Origin of the sequence: Desulfofundulus thermosubterraneus DSM 16057, from assembly GCF_900142025.1 — a bacterium.
Taxonomy (GTDB): Bacteria; Bacillota; Desulfotomaculia; order Desulfotomaculales; family Desulfovirgulaceae; genus Desulfofundulus; species Desulfofundulus thermosubterraneus.
Window position 1 is genome coordinate 1 of sequence record NZ_FQZM01000054.1, and the last position, 19,127, is coordinate 19,127.

Genomic DNA, 19,127 nt, shown 5'->3' on the forward strand with positions numbered 1-19,127 from the left:
GTACCCAGAAAAAGGTGACCGGGTCGATTTTCCGGTTGCGCTGGACGTATCCGACTTTAGCCGCTGTTTCCCTTAGCCACTCCGGAGAAAACATCTTGTTCAAAACTTTTTCTATTTCGCGCGGATTAATTTTTCCGGGAATTAGAGCCAATGTAGAACCTCCTCGCGAACATTATTTGGAGGAGAATTCCACAAAGGGAGGGGCATACTCCTTCTTTTCAAAGAACAATTCCCGCTATTTATTTTCCAGGGACAAAGCCCTATCTCTGGCTGTTATTGGTATATCCAGGGCTTAACCGAACACAAATGCTTGAACGCTATTTTAGCCCGCGAGGCTAACGGAGCGAGCGGGAGCCAACTTGCTAAGCAGAAAAGGTGGGAATACCTCAGACTAAATCTACTCATAGTCTAGTCTAATCACGTCAAAGACAACAGATATCTAGCTTCCCTTAAGTAATTCATGATTTTGTTTACCGATTCATCTATTGTTACATTAAAGTTTTCAACCACCACTTCCGGATTAATAGGTTCCTCATATGGTGCAGTTATGCCAGTAAAGTTAGGGATTTGTTGGGCACGAGCCTTACGATAATGCCCCTTAGGATCTCTGCGTTCACACTCGCTTAATGGGCATTTTACATAAACTTCAATAAACTCCCCTGGAGCAAATAATCTGCGCGCCATTTCACGGTCAGCTCTGTAAGGTGAAATAAAGGCCGTTATAATCACAATACCAGCATCGACAAAAAGCTTGGCCACTTCGGCAACACGCCGAATATTCTCCCTGCGATCTTTTTCGGAAAAACCTAGATCTTTACAAAGTCCTTTTCGAACGTTATCGCCGTCAAGGAGGTAGGTACGGATACCCATTTCGTACAATCTACATTCCAAAGCGTTGGCTAGCGTGGATTTTCCCGCAGCTGGCAATCCGGTAAACCACACGCAAAAGCTTTTTTGGCCCATTATTCGCTGTCTATGCTCTTTGGATATCGAGTAGTGTTGCCATACCACATTAGTTTCCAATTTCTGCAATCTAGACTCCCCCAAAAATGATTGCTAGTCTTAGTAAGCCTCCCACCGGGCCAGGATCATGTCGGCGGTGCGGACGAGTTACCAGCAGGAGGCCGGACATTGCTGCTCCGGCCTCCCGTTTGATATGCCGTTTTTAATCGTTCAAACCACGCTTAAATGCATCGACCACAACCTGGTAACCGGTCGAGGATGGGTTTTTGGTGCCGGTGTTCACTATTTCTACAGTGTGCAAACCGTAGAACAAACCGCTGTAGGTGACGGGAACCTGGTTTTGCCAGTTCGGCGCGTACAGATCCACCGTGCCCTTGTCCACGCCGTCAATGTACACTTTTGCGATGCCACGGCTTGGTCCCTTGGCCGTCAGCCAGGTAATTGAATTGCCGGCAAACACGTAACTTGCCTTGGCGCTTGCCGAAGGTGTCCAATGGATGCTGCCGCCGCTATAGGCACTATGAGTGTGCGTGAACCAGGCCGAGGAGTAGGATACACTTGCGTTATTGTCCTCTGCGTAAACACCAAAGGCGTCGACAATTACGTAAGTATTTGTAGAGGAGGAGTTCTTCTGCCCCGTCACTACTATCTTAAGCGTATGTTTGGTATTAGCCAAGCCGGTGAAGGTGGCAGCCGGAGCTGAGCCGCTATAGGACGGTGCGTACAAATCCACAGTACCTTTGTTTACGCCATCCAGGTAAACTCTTGCTATACCGCGGTTGGGGCCTTTGCTAGAGAACCATGTTACACCATTGCCGGTGAAACTGAAAATGCAGGCAGCATTGGCTTGATTGGAAACATGGGAAATACCATTGTAATAACCTGGACTGCTGTGCGTAAACCATGAACCTGCGTAACTTGCCGCTGGATCGGTATCATCCACCTTCACGGCAAACGCATCCACCACCACGCCGTAGCCCGTGGAGGAGGAGTTCTTCTGGCCCAGGACCTTGATGGTGATGGTGTGGCTGCCCGGGGTGAGGCCGGTGTAGCTCTGCTGGTGCTGCCAGACCTGGGTGGCGTTGTAGAGGTCGACCTGGCCCTTGCTGGTGCCGTCGATGAAGACCTCCGCCTTGCCGTAAGCCGGGCCTTTAGCCGTAATCCAGGTGATATTGTCGCCGGTGAAAGTGAAGGTAGCCGTGGCGCCTGTACTGCTGCTTATGCGGTAGCGGCCGTCAGTGGCGTTTGCGTCATTAGCCGCACTCCAGGCGCTGGAGTACTTGATGGTTTCCCGGGTGTTTTCCGTGGGCGAATCGAGGAACTTCATCACCCGGTCCATTACGTCCGCACGGGCGTCGGCGCCGTTGATCCCCTCGAAGCCGAAGGAGAAGTACATCAGCCTGTGGAGCGGGCCGTCCACCGCCAGGGCGCCGGAACCCGCAACGTACGGTTCGACGTAGTCGGCAACGCTCACCGCCTGGTCGTCAACCGGGGCCACAACATCCGGCCACCACTGGTTACTGGCACCGTCGCCGCCGAAGTTGATGTCCATATCCACGCCCTCAAAGATGCCCCGCGGCCAGCCGTCGACGGGTACGCCACGCAACTGCCAGCTACCGACGTCGGCAAGATATTTCGCATGGAGGTAGTTCCGGTAGAACTCCGGGTAAACGGAAAAAACATCGTTCATAAACCCAATATCCTGCCCGCTGACGAACATCTTCCGGCCGGTGTCCAGGTACTGGCGCAGGGCACGGGTGCCGGGAGCGGTATCGTCGGCGTAGAGTACATAACCATCAACCTCGGCCAGAATGATCTTGCCGAACTGCTTTAGCACGTCCACCGGCGGCAGGCAGTTCGTATCGCGGTTATCGTTATCCAGGTAGTCAGCCAGGAGTGCCGCATCCCAGTCCCAGTAGGCCACACTGTAACCCTTCTGAAAGAGGGCCTCCAGGTAGTACGTCTCCCAGTTATCCCAGTAGTCGTGGTCCACCAGCAGAGTATCGGCTGTGTTGACGGTGAAGTCTTTCATCACCGGGCCGCCGCTGGCGGGAATGGTGACGTCTACCCGCTGGATACCGTAGGGCAAAGGTGGCGTGACGCGCATCTTGTAGGTCCCTTCGGGAATCTGGCCGGTGCAGTAGCGGCCCTGGCCGTCGGTCCTGGTAACGGCGCCCGGCACGCCCTCCAGCTCTACCACGGCGTTGGCCACCGGCTGGCCGGAGGCGTTCTTCACCGTACCGGCAAACCAGCCCAGCGCCTTCTTCTCCAGGCTGAAGTTCTGCTCGGTGAACCCACCGGTTGAGATATTTACCGTCGCACTTGCATCCTTATAAAGGGGATGCGAAACCCTGAGAATGTGGCTGCCGGGTGGCAGCAATAGATCGTAAGTACCGTAGACCGGGTCGGCCTTACCGTACACGCAGCCGTCTACCGCTATGTCTGCCTCCACCGCTTCGGCGTCGGGCCCGGTGATGGAGCCGCTTACGAATCCTGCGGTCTGCAGCAGGTCAACGGCAGCCTTGACGTTGATCCGGCCCCAGCCGTACCGGGTATCCGGCCCGGCAGTGCCCAGGTCCACAGCCGTCTGCCTGAGCAGGGACCGCACTTCTTCCACGCTCAGCCACGGCTGCACCTGCAGGACCAGGGCCACAGAGCCAGTAACGTGGGGTGCGGCCATGGAGGTGCCCATCCAGGTAGCGTAACCGTTGCCGGGAATGCTGGAGTAGACGTTAACACCCGGAGCGGAGACGTCGGGCTTGAGATACTTCCCGTGGTAGGGGTCGGCGTCCCACTCCACCCACTCGCCGCTGCTGAAGTAGGCAACGTTATCGGTTTCATCGGTGGCCCCCACGCCGCAGGCGGCGGGAACGTTGCCCGGGCTGCCGCTGGAACCGGGACCGGAGTTGCCGATGGCGAAGGACGGGAAGACAAACATTTCCACCATGTTGCGGGTGGGTTCAATCATCTCGCTCCACGTACCGGTAGCGCCCAGGGACATGTTGACAACCCGCACGCCGGGCACGGTGACGATCCACTCCATGCCGGCCACGACCTGGGCGAAGGTACCGGAGCCGTAGGTCAACACCTTGCCGGAAACCAGGCGGGCGCCCGGGGCCACTCCGATGTGCGTGCCGCTGGCTGCGCCGCCTAATATGGTACCGGCGGTATGTGTGCCGTGGCCATGATCGTCATAGGCATACTGGCGGTCGTTGGAAATCATGTCGCCGTACTCATCAAACTCCGCCCAGCCAACGAGCTTCCAGTTGCTGAGATCGTTCGGGTCGCCGCTCGGGTTGATGAGCAGGTCCGGATGCCGGGGATCTACTCCGGTGTCCAGGTGGCCGACAACGACGCCAGTGCCGTCGTAGCCCATGGACCAGACCTGGTCGGCGCCGATTTTGGCAATGCCCCAGGTAACCGACTGCTGGGGTGCCGGCGCGGCCGGCTGCGCGGCGGCAGGCGCCGGCTCAGCCGCAGGCTCCACTGCCTTCTCGCTGCCGTAGACCGCTTCCGGAACGCCCGCGACGGGGTCGTCCCGGCCCTCAACCGGCGCGGTTACAGGCGTGAACTTGATGTCGTCGTAGACGATCTTTTCCACCAGCGGGTTGCGGGCCAGTTCGTAAATGACTTCCTTGCCCACTTTGGCCGTTATGCCGTTGAAGAGCCAGAAGCTCCTGATGTCCTTGGCCTTCCCTTTGGCCTTGTGTTCCTCAAGAGTGGTCAAAACGGGAGCCTGGGTCTTCTGGGCGTGGGCCTTCAGTTCGTCGATGACTGCCTTTTTGTGCTGCTCAAGCGCAGCCGGGGAAAAGTTCTGCTTGTTGAAGCGCACTTTCAGCTTTTTGAGGTCCGCCTTTTCCCGCATGTGAATGATCACCGGGACAAGCTCCCCTTCTCTGGCGGACTTTAACTTCTCAACCAGCTTGCTATCGAGCACCGGAGCCACATCGTGCCGCTTGACCATGGCACCGGCCTGTTTGGCTGCATCATAACCTTTTCCGGGCGCAGGCGGAACGGGTAGCGTCTTGAACTGCGCCCAGCCGGCGGCCGGCAGGAGCAGGGTCAGCAGGAGAGCGAACACGGTGACCAGAGCCAGGCTCTTCTTCCAGCGCCGCATAATCTTACACCTCCCGGTAAATTTTTTTAACCGGCAAATTAACCAGCAGGAAACATACACCTTAAAAACGCCGCATTCACACCCATACACAATTTTCCGCCGTCATTTTCACATGAGAACAACCTGCCGTAATTCCCGTCTGATCGGCTACCACCTCCTCATTTTTTCGGATAGGGACACCGGCCCTGCGCCTGCCGTTTATAATCTCAGGCAGGCACAAAAGCCAGGAACCGACACCCCAATCGACCCGCTCAATACGCCCCCCGCCTGGCCAGGACCACGCCGGCGGTGCGGATGAGGATGGTGATATCCAGCCACAGGGACCAGTTGCGGACGTACCAGGATTCGAGGCGCAGCCGTCCCTCGAAGTCTATTTCATTCCTGCCGCCCACCTGCCAGAGGCCGGTGATGCCGGGGCGGGCCAGCAGGATGGTTTCCGCGTAGTTGCCCATGCGCAGTCGCTCGCGCGGCAGGTAGGGCCGCGGGCCGGCCAGGCTCATTTCTCCTTTCAGGACGTTAAAGATTTGCGGCAGCTCGTCCAGGCTGAACTTTCTCAGCAGCCGGCCCACCCTGGTAACCCGGGGGTCGCAGCCCTTGAGCTTGGCGTACTTCTCCCACTCTTCCCTTGCTGCGGGATTTGAGGCCAGGTACTGCCGCAGGATCTCTTCGTTGTTCAGGTACATCGTCCGGAACTTATAGCACTTAAACTCCCTTCCCCATCGCCCGATCCTTCTGTGGGTGAAGATCACCGGGCCGGGGGAATCGCACTTGATGGCCACGGCAACGGCGGCCATGAGGGGCAGGGCCAGGAGCAGGATGACCGTCCCCGCCGCCAGGTCGAAGGCGCGCTTGACAAACATGTTCCAGGGGCTGGCCAGGTTGTTGTGCACCCGGAAAGCAATGGCCTGTTCTTCAAAGAAGTATTCCGCCCTGGCACCCACCACGGGGAGGCCGAAGAGGTCGGGCACCACCAGCACGGACCTGGCCGTGCGCTGCAGCCGGTTGACCAGGCCCACCAGGACCTTCGGGTCCATGCCCGGGGCAGCCACGATGAGGTCGCGTGCACCGGTTTGGGCCATGACTCTATCGCTGTCCCGGAAGCCTCCCAGTACCGGGAAGTGGATACCGTTTACCTGCACGCCCCGGGCCTTTTTGGCCGGGTCGTCGTCCAGGAAGCCGGCTATCCGGCAGCCCAGGTACTTGTCCCGCAGGAGAGCCCCGGCCACCAGTTCGCCCGTTTTACCGGCTCCCAGGATGAGCACGGGCTGCGCCCACAGGCCCAGGCGCGCCATAATGCTTTTGGCCGCCAGGCGCCCCAGGGGCAGCAGGACGAGGGCGACGATGTAAGACAGCACCAGCACCGTACGGGAGAACTCGCCGCTGATCTTGCCCAGGAAGGTAACGGCTATGACCAGGAGAAAGGCCATGGTTAACGCCTTCACCAGGCGCCTGGCCTCCCGCCAGAAGGGCAGGCGTTGCGTGTAAAGACCCTCGTAGGCCAGGCACAGGATACAGGCGGCCAGCACCCACCACAGGTGTTCCCCCAGCGACGGAGGCAACCCCGGGGGGAATACCGGAGCCAGCAGCGGCAGCATTTTTACCCGGACGGTCAGGGCCAGCACCAGAGCCGCCGCCAGGGCGGCCAGGTCCGTCACCGCCAGGGCCATGGCGGCCGCCGCCTGCAAAAAAGACTGCCTGTCTCCCGGGAGGAGGAAAGGGCGTAACGCCTCGCGGCGGGATACCAAAACATCTCGCGCCAGTTCGTGAGGCATTCTGGCCAAAGCTCCCACACCCCTTTCCCCAGCCGGGCCGCCTGCGGGCACCCGGCGTTCCGGCAAAAACGACGGGCGCAAAAAAAACAGGCCGCCTCTGGTAAGCGGCCGGTTGCGCCAGCGGCTCCCCGCTGCCCAGGCGCCCAGTTACAGGCAGCGGTTCACGGCCTCCGCTTTTTTCTTTTATATTGAAAATACGACAGAAAAGCTGGTCACTCCTTCTCGAAAAAAGGGAAAATTTTCCTCCAAATTTCGACAATTTTCTACAGCCGCACCTCTTCTTCTTTTTCCCGGCGGTGGTAGTAGTAATAATAGTGGTAGTCCCGGGCGGGCATTTTGACCTGGTTCAGCACCACACCGATGATGCGGGCGCTGGCCTTGAGGAGCTGGTCCCTGGCTTCCCGGGCGATCTCCACCCGGGTGGTGGCGGCCCGGACCACCAGGATTACCCCGTCCACCTGGGCAGCCAGGAGGGAGGCGTCGGTCACGGCCAGCACCGGGGGAGAGTCGACGATCAGGTAGTCGAAGCGCTCCAGAAGGGCCGGCCACAGGGCGCGCACCCGCCCGGAACCCAACAGCTCCGCCGGGTTGGGGGGAATGGGCCCGCTGGTGACCAGGGTGAGGTTTTCCACCAGGCCGTTCTTGGAAACTTCCGCCGGGTCCAGGTTCTGCAAAAGGCAGTTGGTCAGCCCCCGGTGGTTCTCCACCTCGAAAATTTTGTGCAGTACCGGCTTGCGCAGGTCGCAGTCCACCAGGATTACTTTGTTACCCGCCTGGGCCAGGACCACGGCCAGGTTGGCCGCCGTGGTGGACTTGCCGTCCTCCGGGCCGGCGCTGGTCACCAGGATGGAGCGGCAGGGGTGGTCCAGGGCGGCAAACCCCAGGTTGGTGCGTAAGACGCGGTAGGCCTCGGCCGCGGCCGATTTGGGGTGTTTATGGGCTATTAATTGAGGAGCATAGCCGTTGCTTTTGAACATGCGGTTAACCTCCGTAAGACGGGCGTTTTGCTGTTTGGGCAGTAACCTGGGGAATGACCCCCACCACGGGCAGCTCCAGGTGCCTGGTCACGTCCTCGGGCGTCTTGATGGTGTAGTCCAGGTGCTCCAGGACGAAGGCCAGGGCGGTGGAAGCCAGGAGGCCCAGGACAAAGGCCACGGCTATGTTCAGCTTCTTCTTCGGCTTTACCGGGTGGGAGGGCACGGAGGCCTCGGAGACCACGATCACGCTGGTGTCGCCCAGGTCTATGGACCTGGCGATCTGCGTTTCCGTGGTCTTCTGGGCCAGGGTCTCCACGGTCTGCTTCAAGCGGTCCACCTCGCCCTGCAGTTTGTCCTGCTGGACTTTTTTACCGGTAAGCTCCGCCTGCAGCTTGTCCAGTTCCGAGCGCAGGGAGTCGACCACGCCCTTCAATCCCCGCACCTGGGCCTGTTTTTCCGCCAGGGCCGCTTTTTTCTCGCTGAGCCGCTGGCTTAAGGAAACATAAACTGGGTTTACGTCCTGGACGGTGATGATCTTGCCGGTGTCCGGGTCGAGCTTTTCCACGGAAACCATTTTCGGCGTGGAGGCCAGTTCCTGTTCCAGGCGGGCCACCCCGGCGCTCAGCTGCTCCAGCTCCACACCGGCCATTTTAAGCTGGGACTCGTAATCGGCCAGGTCCTCCGATTTCTTTTTGAATTCCTGTTCCAGGACGGCCACGCCCCGGGGTTGGGCCTGAAACTTTTTCAGGGTCTCCACGGCCTTCTGGAGCTCCTTCTCGGTAGCTTCCCGCTGCTGTTTTAAGAAAGACACTGACCTGGTCATTTGTTCCTGGTTCTTTTCCGAAATGAGCTGCAGGTACTCCCTGCTCAGGGTATTCGCGATCCTGGCTGCCAGGACGGGGTCGCTGTTCTGCACCTTCACGTCGATGAGGTTCGAGTCCTTGACCACCGTGGCCTTGATCATATCAGACAGGGTCCGGGGGGTGTAAAGGTCCGGGTCCAGCTTCAATTTATCAATGACCCGCTGGAGCAGCACCTCGCTCTTGAGCTGTCCCAGGTAGGTGTTCATGGTCAAAACGGGCAGGCGGGATATGGACCCAACCACTCCCTCCAGGCCGTCCTGCGGGATCTGAAACACCTGCTGTTTTTCCGTGGCCTGCACCACCAGGAGCAGCGTCTGGGCCTCGTACACGGGCGGCAGGACGAAAAAGCTCAGGATGGCGGAGGTAAAGACGGCCAGCAGGGTTCCCAGGGCGATGACTTTCCGCCACTTGGAAAGGACCTTCAGGTACTGGCGCAGGTCGATGACTTCTTCCGCGAATTCCGGCGGCAGGTTCTGTTCGGGCAAGGCGTTCTCTCCTCTCATTTCCCCTGCTTGAGGATCTCTTTATATGCTTCCAAAGCTCCCGGTTTCTTTTCTTCCAACTCCTTCACCATGGCGCCCGCCCGGGAAGCCTCCCCCTTCCGGGCCAGCGAGGCGGCCAACCAGAGCTCTGCCTCAAAAGCAATGTCCCTGTCGCCCCGGGCCAGTTCGAGCAGCTCCGCCGCCCGGGGCATGTCCCCCAGGAGGTAGGCGGCCTGGCCGGCTGTCAAATACAGCGCCGGAGACGGCCGGGAAATGGCCGCGGGCAGCCGGCCGGGCGTGTCCAGCACCTGCTGCAGGTACTCCCGGGCCTTTTGCCGCCCGCCTCTTTTCAGATAGTGGCGGGCCGCATCCAGCCGGGCGCGGGCCAGGATTTCATGGTGCTCTGCCGCCAGGGGGTTGGCCTCACACAGGGAGGCGGCCTCCGCCACCATCAGGTCGTACTCCCGCAAAAGGCTGTAGACGTTGACCAGCGTAGCCCGTACCTTCGTGTTGTACGGTTCGGCCTTCGCCGCTTCGCGGGCGTACTGCATGGACCGGTAGCGGGCCACGGCGTCGTCCCTGGCTGCAGCCAGAACGGCCCAGACCTGGGCCAGGTCGGCGGCGTAGGAGGCGGTGAAGGGGTCCAGGCGGTGGGCCTGTTCGTAAAATCCTTTCGCACTCTCCAGGTCTTTGGCCAGGAGCGCCCGGGCACCTTCCGCTCCTGCCACGCCGGCGGCGTAAAAGGCCCGGGCGGGGTAAATGACCGCCGCCGCGGCCAGGGTGCCGGCCAGGGCAAGGGCCACAAGGGGCCGCCACGCCGCCGGGCCAGCCCGCCTGCCGGCGGGAGCCTCCGGTGGAAGATCCCGGTCCTGCGCCCTGCGTTCGCCGGCAGGGGCCGGGCCGGTCTTATGGACCGGTTCCGGGACCACCCCCTGCACCCCTCCCAGCAGGGCGTAAAGGTAGATGCCCAGGGCGGCCAGGGACAGGTCGAAGTCGAAGGCGCTGTGCACCCCCAGGGTGAGGGCGGCCACGGCGGCCGACCAGGCGGAAATCCTCACACCTTCCCCTTCCTCCCGCCGCTTAAAGCGCACCAGCAGCAGGACAAAGCCAACCCAAACGGCTAAAAGGGCCAGGAAGCCCAGAGTACCGGCTTCGACCCAGGTCTGGAAGAAGTGGTTGTGCGTTTCGGTGGTCCAGTAAAGGCTTGACGCGTAGCGGTGGTAGAGGGCGTTCCACCCCCCGCCGCCCGCCCCGGTGACGGGATAGTCCCGCACGATGCGCAGGGCGTCCCGGCTGTATTCCAGCCTGGACCGGAAGCTGGGGTCGTGGCCGGAAATGGTCTCCGCCCGGGCGATTACCCTGCCGGGGAGGACCTGGGCGGCGGCTACGGGAAAGGCGGCAGCAGCATACCAGAGGTAGACGGCCAGGACAGCGCCGAAGTAGGCCAGCCCTCCTGTGGCCACCAGCCGGCGGGTGTTTTCCGGCACGGTGTCCCGGTTCAGCCACAGGGCCAGGAAATGGTAGCAAACCTGTAAAACAGCTGCGGCAACCAGCCCGGCCAGGAGATACTTCAGCACTGCAAAGCCCTGTGCCCCCTGGAGATGACCGTAGAAAAACCGGGCCGTAACAAGGCCGCAGCCTAAAAAAATGACCAGGTGGTATGCGCCGCGCCAGCGGAAGCTTTTGGGAACCAGCGCAACGAACGCGGCCATAGCCAGGGGGTAAAGCACCCACCCGCCCCGGGACTGGGTGCCCAGGATGACCACGACCAGCAGCATGTTGCCGGCTGCATAAAAAACTTTCGGCAGCAGGCGCTCCGGCTTCAGGCTCAAACCCAGGCCTATAACGTTGACGGAAGCAAGGTAGACGGCCAGGGCGTTCTTATACTGCAGGGTGGACATGATCACACCGTTTTCGTAGGCGCCGGGGAAGTTGAACACCCGGGCGGCGGCCAGCAGGCCGACGGCGGCCACACCAATTCCTGCGGCATAAACCACATTCAGCAGGCGGTCCAGGTCTTTTTCCCCCCGCATCGCCCGCAGGGCCATCCAGTAGACCATGAAGTACGTCGCTGCTTTCAACAGTTCTTCTATGGCGGAGCGCATGTGCACGGCGGTGATCAGGGAAAGGGCGTAGGCGGCCACGAGGGCCAGGATGGACAAATCCAGCGGCGTGCGCGGGTAATGCACTTCCCGCCGCAGCACCTGGTCGTAGACGCAGAAGGCGAAGGCGGCCGCGGTGATAATGTGGTACGTGAGCAGCTCGGGCGCGAAAAACAGCCCCCGCATGAAGGGAGAGGTAAAGAGAATGAACCACAGGCCGGCCAGGAAAAAAGGGCGCAGGTTCAGGTAGAGAATGGGTTGTGGTTTAAGGGGCGGATTGGCGGGCAACTTGATCATTTCGCGCATTTTCGACATTTTCCTTGCCTTTCCAGTTGAGTTAGGGTTTATTTCGCCACAAGGAGCAATTTTCCTGCTTACTTCTGATGAATTTAAAACCCCCGCTGCCGTAGAGGCAACGGGGGTCTTTCCTGCTATTTGCTTTACAGCCTGCCGGTGGCGGTCAGGAAGCGCTTGACCATGACCACCGCCTCGGCCCGGGTGGCATTGGCTTTCGGCACGCACTGGTCGGCCAGGCGACCGTTGACAATGCCCTCCTTGATGGCCACGGCCATGGCCTGCCTGGCCCACGGGCCGATCTTGCCGGCGTCAGCGAAACGCCCGAGCTGGGCCTGCACACCGGCCTCGCTCAAAGCGGTATCCTTACCGCTCTTAGCCAGGGCGCGCGTGATCATGGCCGCCAGCTCTTCACGGGTGATTGGCGCGTTAGGCTTGAAGGTGCCGTCGGGATAGCCGCCCACCAGGCCCTGCGCCGCGGCGGTTTCCACCGCCCCCGCATACCAGGCGCCGGCCGCCACATCCTTGAACCTGCTGCCGGTGGCCTTCTGCTCAGCTACGTTCATAGCCCGCAGCAGGAAGGCGGCAAACTCGGCCCGGGTGACGCTGGCGTTGGGTGCAAAGGTGGTTTCGGTTACGCCGCCTGCGATGTGCTTAGCCGCCATCAGCTTCACGTCGCTCTGCGCCCAGTGGTTGACCATGTCCGCAAAGTTCTTGTCGTACGCCATCACGGCGTAGGTGGACAGGCTGGTGCGCTCGACGGAAACCTTGCGGGCCGCCCGGTCAACCTTACCGCCCACGTACTCCCAGGTACTACCGGCCAGCCGGTAGATACCCAGGTAGTCCTCCAGCACGCCGGCCAGCTTAGCCGGATCGTAGGGCAGGGTCAGGGTGACGGGCTTCGCCAGGCTGCTGATGCCGCCTTTGTCGGCACCGCCGGCCTCAGCCCGGATGACGATCTCGTAGGCGTCACCGGCCACCTTATACGCAGCATCGCCCGGTGCCGCGACCTGGGCCTTGCCGATGTTGATCTTCATGGTTACGCCCTGGCCCTTGAAGACCGACAGGTCGATGGCGCCCGGGGGCAGGGTGAGCTGCACGTCGGCCACTTTAACCACCGCCGGCTTGCCGGCCTCAAAGACCTTCGCCAGGGTGTCCGCCGTCACGGCCACCGTGCCCTGCTGCGCGGCTTTATCCGCAGGAATGGCAAACACAACCTCGGTCACCTTGGGATCGGCCGCCAGGGACTCCACCTTCTTGTCGTCCACGGTCAGGGTGGCCTGGCCCTCAGCAGTAGTGGTCAGCGTACCGGTGTCGGTAGACACACCCGTTGAAGGAGGAGGTGCTCCACCGCCGCCACCGCCGCCGCCAGAAGTAATGGTATAGTTATATACCGCAACCTCGCTCTGAATGCTGTTCCTTTCAGCCAGAGCCCTTAGAGTGGTCGAGCTGGTAAACGTCAGCGGTCCGGTGTAGGGTTTTGCCGGCGCGGTACCGTCAGTGCTGTAGTAGATGCTGTCACCTTCCCCGGCTGTAAGCGTTACCGTTACACTGCCGCTATAGGTACCGGGATCCGGCTGGGCAGTGGGAGGTGCGGGACTGTCGGCTACGGTGAATTTACTGAAGGAACTAACACTGAATTCCACCATGCCGCCAGTAACGTTTCCACCCAGGTTCACCCATTTGTTGCTGGCTTCGTCCAGCTTAAAGGCCCTGATACGATTGCCGGTGACATCCCCAACAGGCAGGCGGACAGTTACTGGCTTGGTTAGATTCACATCCTCAATCTTGATTTCGGTAACCTGCCCGATCTGGGAAGCTCCCGGGAGGCTGGTTTTATCAACTGCTTTAACCGTTACTGTTGCCGCACCGCTGAAAGTGCCGGGTGCGATCTCCAGCTCGACCCCACCCTCGCCCTTAATTACGGCGGTTTTATCAGCTGGTAACTCAAAGCCGGCCAGCACCCCGTTTGGCGGGACGGTGTACTCAACCTCAGGTGGCGGCGCCTCCAGGTCCAGGGTGATGGAAGCAAGCTGAACCCCATTGCTACACACATGCAGGATGTAATCTTCATCTGGATTTAGCAATCCAGACTGGTAGACCCAGTGGTAAACCAACTGGTAAACATAATAGACGCCAGCATAAACGTTGTTATAGATGGTGTCATATACGTTATAAACGACATTAGCGATTTTACTTAAGTCTTTGCCATATATCTTTTCCCCCAGAATCATTAACATTATGTTGTCGAAGTTGGGGGTAAGGACCTGGATGGTGAAGTCGATATAAGTTTTGTACGTCCCGCCGGTTCCATCGATACCGGTTTTAATTTTGACTTTTTGAGTGAAATCTTTTATCCACTTCCCATCCTTGTCCTGGATTGCAACCGGATGGTCCGGGTCCACCTGAAATTCTTCTTTAGGGAGAGTTTGCTCTGCTCCAGCCGGGGCCGGATGCACCACACCGAAGGTCAGCGTTGCCAGGAAGGCCAGGAACACCACCAGCGCGATGTTCCCCAGAAGGGTGCGGCTGGCATATAGCTTGCCCATTTACCTGTTCACCTCCTTTCCCGGCAGAATGGGGGAAAAGCTACCTCTATGAAGGTAGAAATTCCCTTGTTTATTATACCACCAGTTAAATAAGGAGAGCAAGAAAATTTTGGACAAAAATACCATGTCAGCGGCGACACCGTGGCCAGCCTGATACGTTACCACCGCCATAATATTCAAGGAAAGCCAAGCTGGGCCTGTCTCTACAGGGAGCCGTTCTGCTCTTCAGCTTGTCTATCATAGGCGGGATTATTAACATTCCTGTATCCCGCCGGAGATTTGTGGTTGAGGAAGAAGCACGCCTCTCTTGCCTACATTGATGGCCGTAGCCATCGTGACGATAGTGGCCAAGGCTTTGGCCCGCCCACCCCGAGTGGCTTGCGAAATTCCTCAAGCTTCTGGGAACAAGGATCGAACCGTGAGAAGCCCAAGGATGAGAGGAGCCCGGCCTGCAAAGGGGCTCCTCTTTTTGTTACGACCCGGGAAGGGTTTTTAAAACCTTTGCAGAAAATTTCCTTGTCTAGTTGCGGGACTGGAGAAGAGAGGAGTCCTGTGCGCATGAAGGTGGGTGTGGGGTACAGTTTACATCCGGACTCCCGGGAAGCCGCCAGGAAGGCGGCACGGCTCGCTGTGGCCCGATCGGGACCGCCCGCCATCACATTTCTGTTTACCACCGAAGGGTACAATCAGGAAGAGATCCTCGAAACAGTGATGTCCGAAACAGGGACTCCAAAACTGGTCGGTGCGTCCGGAGCAGGAATCATCACGCCAGAAGGGATCAAAAAGCACGGTATGGAAGTGGTGACGCTCGCCGGTGAAGGGATCACGGCCAGGACGGCCCTGGTGGAAATGCTGAGCGAACGGGCTGACGAAACGGGCAGGGAACTGGCCGAAAGACTCCTAAGCGGGCCGGCTCCAGGCGAAGGTACTGTATTTGTGTTTCCCGACGGCCTGGCGGGCAACATTGCGCGCATGCTGCGCGGTATTTACGACGTACTGGGCCCCCGGTTTACATATGCAGGCGGGGGAACCGGAGATAATATGCGCTTTTTCAGGACATACCAGATGACCGAAACCGGCGTGGCCAGCGGAGCGGTAGCGGCGGCCCTGGTTGCCGGCTGTTCCTTTGCCACCGGCATCGGTCACGGCTGGGAGCCTTTTGGTCCTCCGCTGCTCATCACCAGGACAAAGGGCAAGGTTGTCTTTGAAATTGACGAGCAGCCGGCCTTTCGGGTCTACTCGCGCCGGCTCGGGGGGATAACGGGCGAAAAGTTTCCCGACTGCGCCGTCCGCCACCCGCTGGGGGTACCGGATTTGAGCGGAAGATTCATTATCCGCGATCCTTTCAAACTGGGTGCAAACGATTCGATTGAATTTGTCACAGAAGTGCCTTACCGTGCCGTGGCCTACCTCATGCGCTATACCAGTCCCGAAAGCCTTATCCGGGCGGCCCTTGGAGCAACAGTGCAGGCCAGGAATTCTGTGAAATTTCCCGGGTTTGCCCTGATCTTCAACTGCGTATCCCGCTTTCTGTTAATGGGAGAACATGCAGACCGGGAACTGGAAGATATCCTGAATACACTGGGCGGGTTGCCGGTGGCGGGTTTTCTGACTTTTGGGGAAGTGGGCAGTTGCTCCAGCGGCCCCCCACTCTTCCACAACAAAACTTTCCTCATCGCCATGGGAGGGACGTCTTTTTGATGAACTCCAGTGCGCTGGAGCTGGCCTTTCTGTACGAGGTTTCCTCGCTTGCCTGGCCCGGTTCAGAAGCAGACCTTTTCGATGAAATAATAGAAAAAGCGGTGCGGCTTTTCGGGGTCCAGCGGGCAGCCCTTGTCCTCCACGACGACACAGGGCAGTCTACCTGCTATACCTGGGGCTTCGGCCAGAACAAAATAAACGTTCTCAAGGAACGGCCCTGGCAGAACCGGGATCCGAGGGGGGTCTATCTTAAGGAACTGGGGAGCCCTCCCCTGGGGAATCTTTACCTTGAAAGAAACGAAGATTTCCTGGAGAACGAACGCCGCCTGCTGGATGTGTTTTCCGGGCGGCTGGCAAATATTCTGCAGCTCCACATCTGGGAGAGGAAAACCAGAAAGCTGAGAGAGCGCTTCCGGCTGGTTTTCGAAAACATGCCCATGGTGGGTGCCCTATCCTTTGACCGGGAGGGAAGGATTTTACACTACAACCGGGAAGTGCAGAAAATCCTCGGCCAGGATGCGCTGCTAAAGTACGGGGACTGGTTGACCCGGATCAGGCCGGCGGCCGATTTTCAAAAGCTCCTGACCCGGACATGGGAAACCGGTCAGGTTGTCGAGCCCGGGGAATGGCAGATTCAAACGCCGGAGGGAGAACTGCGGTGGGCGCTTTTAACCCTGGTCCCCGTGAGGCAGGACGAAAAAGTGGAAGAGGTTTTCTGCATGATCATAGACATAACCGGGCGAAAGCAAATGGAGGAAGAACTCAGGCGTCTGAGCGTTTTTGACAGCCTGACCGGCCTTTACAACCGCAATTATTTCGAGCAGAAAATCCGCCAGCTGGATGAAGAGGGCGTGCGGCCGGTAAGCGTCATTGTGTGTGACGTAGACGGGTTGAAGCCGGTCAACGACTGCCTGGGTCACAGGCAGGGGGACGAGTTGCTTCAAAAGGTTGCCGCCCTGATCCGTGAAGTATTTTCCGGAGAAGAGGCCTTCCGGGTGGGTGGCGACGAGTTTGCCGTCATCCTGCCGGCAAGAAACAGGGAATCAGCACAGAAAGCCTGCTCGGTTTTAGTTGAAACCCAGGAGAAGTTCAACAAGGGGCACACTGTCGTACCGCTCAGCATTTCCGCCGGGGTGGGTGTCACGGAGAACCCCCGCAGGTCCGTTTACGAAGCATACAAGCAAGCAGACGATGAAATGTACCGTGACAAGTTACAGCGCTGTGCCGCAGAGAGGTACGATATCGGCCGTTCCCTCCTGGCAGCGCTTTTCAGGAATTACCCCCACATCGAAAGGCATGCCAGGCGGGTTAAGGAACTGGCAAGGCTACTGGGGAAGGCAGCAGGCCTTTCCACGGGGGAGATGGACAACCTGCTCCTGCTGGCCGAGGTGCACGATATTGGAAAGGTGAGCCTCCCGGAACACATCCTGCGTAAAAATAAACCACTTACCAAAGAAGAAGAGGAAGAAATGAAACGCCACTGCGAAGTAGGATACCGTATTGCAAGGTGCTCGCCCGGACTGACCCCGGTGGCCGAGCTAATCCTGCAACACCACGAGTGGTGGGACGGGCGGGGGTACCCGCAGGGTTTAAAGGGGGAAGAAATCCACCTCTTAAGCCGCATTCTTGCCATAGCCAACGCCTACGAGGCCATGACCGCCGGCCGGCCCGGCAAAAAAGTCATGCCCGGGGAGGAAGCCATGACAGAACTCAAGCAAGGGGCAGGAACCCGGTTCGACCCTCACCTGGTGGAAATTTTCCTTAAACTGCTGCAGGACCCCTGTGCCGCTTTCAGTGGTACCATAGAACCGTGAAAAATTCGCATGCATCTGTTTTGGGAATATGCTGGCTACAGCCACTATCATCATTTTTCTACTTCCTCGTCCAACCGTTCGTGCAACCGCTTTAACAATTCTTTCTCGTCAGTACCATCTTCAGGATATACTACCAGACCCGCCATTTACCAGGAAAAATTAAAACACGGTCACGCGAATTTTTCATCTGGAACGAACCATCACCGCACCTGTTTGTTCCGCTTATCCAATTGCCTGTTCTTTTCTTTAAGGTCTACCTTTGAAATGCAGCGACATTTTTGGTTTTTCTTTCTACTTCCCGGCGGGTAATCCTTCCCTCCCTGAAACGAAAAAGTTAATTTTCTGTCGCAATTTTTGTCCTCAGATCGAGTTTCACCCGGTAATACTCCAGCACAAGCTTATCCACCTTCCGGCTGGTCGCCAGGAGTTTTTCTTTGTCGCCGGGATCGGTAGTCAGTAACTCTCTCCTGGCCTTCTCCAACCGCAGGATTATCCTGCCGAGATCCAACAGGAACATCCCCCTTCCTACAATTTGCACCAAGTTTAATTGAACCATTTCCAGGAAAAAGCGTCAAGGAAAAACCCTGTCGAACGGTGACGATCGACAGGGTTTTTCCTTCTGCTAAGATTTAAACAAACTTTTGCTGCATAATCTCCGGAATTAGGGGGCTAGCCCGCCTATGTTTTTAAACATTAATTCACAACCAGTTCGTCAAATGATTCGGCAAGTGAAAATTTTGTCTGGGAACGCGTTAAGCAAAAGACGAGGAATCAGTTTAACTTGCCAGCAACTATCCTGTTGCGTCCGCTGTTTTTGGCCAGATACAGCCTTTCGTCCGCCGCCTTAAGAAGCGAAAGGACGTCTCCTCCGTCGTGCGGGAATTGAGCGATACCGCCACTTAGAGTCAGATTCTTCGCGTTCAAAACGTCGGACAGGCTGGCTTCGTTAAATACCCTGCAAAATCGTTCGACAACCACACATGCCTTCACAATATCGGTTTCCGGAAGGATGATCAAAAACTCCTCCCCGCCAAACCTGGCCACCAGATCAACGTTTCTCAAACACCTGCGGGCCAGGTCAGCCATAAGCGTGAGTACTTTATCACCTTCAGTGTGGCCGTGATTGTCGTTCACCAGCTTAAAGATACAGTCGCTAAACCCCAATTAAAACCATAACCCAGTAGCCCAACCTCTGGCAAATAACAGAAACTGCCAGGCCGTTGGGAACAACTTGCGTTTAGATTATCCAATAACAGTACCTAGCTGGTATCCATTGCCACCTCATCCTTTGTGTTACCAGCATTTCAGGCCAAAAAGGGCGGACTAACCCTCTACCGGTCATGCTGAAACTGTGACCGTACTGGCTGTGGGTAACTTCACCTTATCCTTTATCTTGGTGAGAGTTATGTTTACCCATCTTTTCAGATTCACGGCCAGGGCGGTAAGAAAGGCCTGGAGGCCGACCTTTCTGGTCCCCCAGTACCGGGCGCGGC

Annotated in this window: 11 protein-coding genes and 1 riboswitch; of the genes, 2 read left to right on the plus strand and 9 right to left on the minus strand. The window is 58.3% G+C overall.

Translation table 11 applies throughout. The annotated features are described in order from the left end of the window. Window positions 1–417: 417 nt before the first annotated feature. From cysC to BUA65_RS15870, 7 genes are all read right to left on the minus strand, one after another. On the minus strand, window positions 418–1,032 hold the full coding sequence (gene cysC / locus BUA65_RS15840; RefSeq protein ID WP_072871113.1) for an adenylyl-sulfate kinase: 615 nt from the start codon (window positions 1,030–1,032) through the stop codon (window positions 418–420). 133 nt (window positions 1,033–1,165) lie between these two features. After that, entirely contained in the window at window positions 1,166–5,080 is a 3,915-nt protein-coding gene (locus BUA65_RS15845; RefSeq protein WP_072871115.1) for a S8 family serine peptidase, read from the minus strand. Window positions 5,081–5,331: 251 nt separating this feature from the next. Continuing rightward, window positions 5,332–6,933 (minus strand): undecaprenyl-phosphate galactose phosphotransferase WbaP, encoded by a 1,602-nt coding sequence (gene wbaP / locus BUA65_RS15850; protein WP_242656365.1) that lies wholly within the window; start codon window positions 6,931–6,933, stop codon window positions 5,332–5,334. 16 nt (window positions 6,934–6,949) lie between these two features. Continuing rightward, a riboswitch (cyclic di-GMP riboswitch) is annotated at window positions 6,950–7,033 on the minus strand. Between the two features lie 82 nt (window positions 7,034–7,115). Then, window positions 7,116–7,829 carry a CpsD/CapB family tyrosine-protein kinase gene (locus BUA65_RS15855; protein WP_072871116.1) on the minus strand — a complete coding sequence of 238 codons (714 nt, stop codon included), beginning with the start codon at window positions 7,827–7,829 and terminating at the stop codon, window positions 7,116–7,118. Window positions 7,830–7,833: 4 nt separating this feature from the next. Then, window positions 7,834–9,177, minus strand: coding sequence for a GumC family protein (locus tag BUA65_RS15860; RefSeq protein ID WP_072871118.1), 1,344 nt, complete (start codon window positions 9,175–9,177; stop codon window positions 7,834–7,836). Between the two features lie 14 nt (window positions 9,178–9,191). Next, window positions 9,192–11,591 carry an O-antigen ligase family protein gene (locus BUA65_RS15865; RefSeq protein WP_242656366.1) on the minus strand — a complete coding sequence of 800 codons (2,400 nt, stop codon included), beginning with the start codon at window positions 11,589–11,591 and terminating at the stop codon, window positions 9,192–9,194. A 125-nt stretch (window positions 11,592–11,716) separates the two neighbouring features. Next, entirely contained in the window at window positions 11,717–14,119 is a 2,403-nt protein-coding gene (locus BUA65_RS15870) for an S-layer homology domain-containing protein (protein WP_072871121.1), read from the minus strand. Window positions 14,120–14,677: 558 nt separating this feature from the next. Between BUA65_RS15870 and BUA65_RS15875 the strand changes: the two genes are divergently transcribed. Both BUA65_RS15875 and BUA65_RS15880 read left to right on the plus strand, forming a co-directional pair. Further along, window positions 14,678–15,820: an FIST signal transduction protein gene (locus BUA65_RS15875; protein WP_072871122.1), complete on the plus strand. Its 1,143-nt coding sequence runs from the start codon at window positions 14,678–14,680 to the stop codon at window positions 15,818–15,820. Then, window positions 15,820–17,634: an HD domain-containing phosphohydrolase gene (locus BUA65_RS15880; protein WP_072871124.1), complete on the plus strand. Its 1,815-nt coding sequence runs from the start codon at window positions 15,820–15,822 to the stop codon at window positions 17,632–17,634. Before BUA65_RS15875 ends, BUA65_RS15880 begins: the two co-directional genes overlap by 1 nt. Before the next feature lie 334 nt (window positions 17,635–17,968). Here the strand turns inward: BUA65_RS15880 and BUA65_RS15885 are convergent, their stop codons facing one another. Both BUA65_RS15885 and BUA65_RS15890 read right to left on the minus strand, forming a co-directional pair. Further along, entirely contained in the window at window positions 17,969–18,151 is a 183-nt protein-coding gene (locus tag BUA65_RS15885; RefSeq protein WP_242656367.1) for an aspartyl-phosphate phosphatase Spo0E family protein, read from the minus strand. A gap of 254 nt (window positions 18,152–18,405) precedes the next feature. Beyond that, complete coding sequence (locus tag BUA65_RS15890) at window positions 18,406–18,798, minus strand: GGDEF domain-containing protein (protein WP_072871125.1); 393 nt, start codon at window positions 18,796–18,798, stop codon at window positions 18,406–18,408. Window positions 18,799–19,127 lie beyond the last annotated feature (329 nt).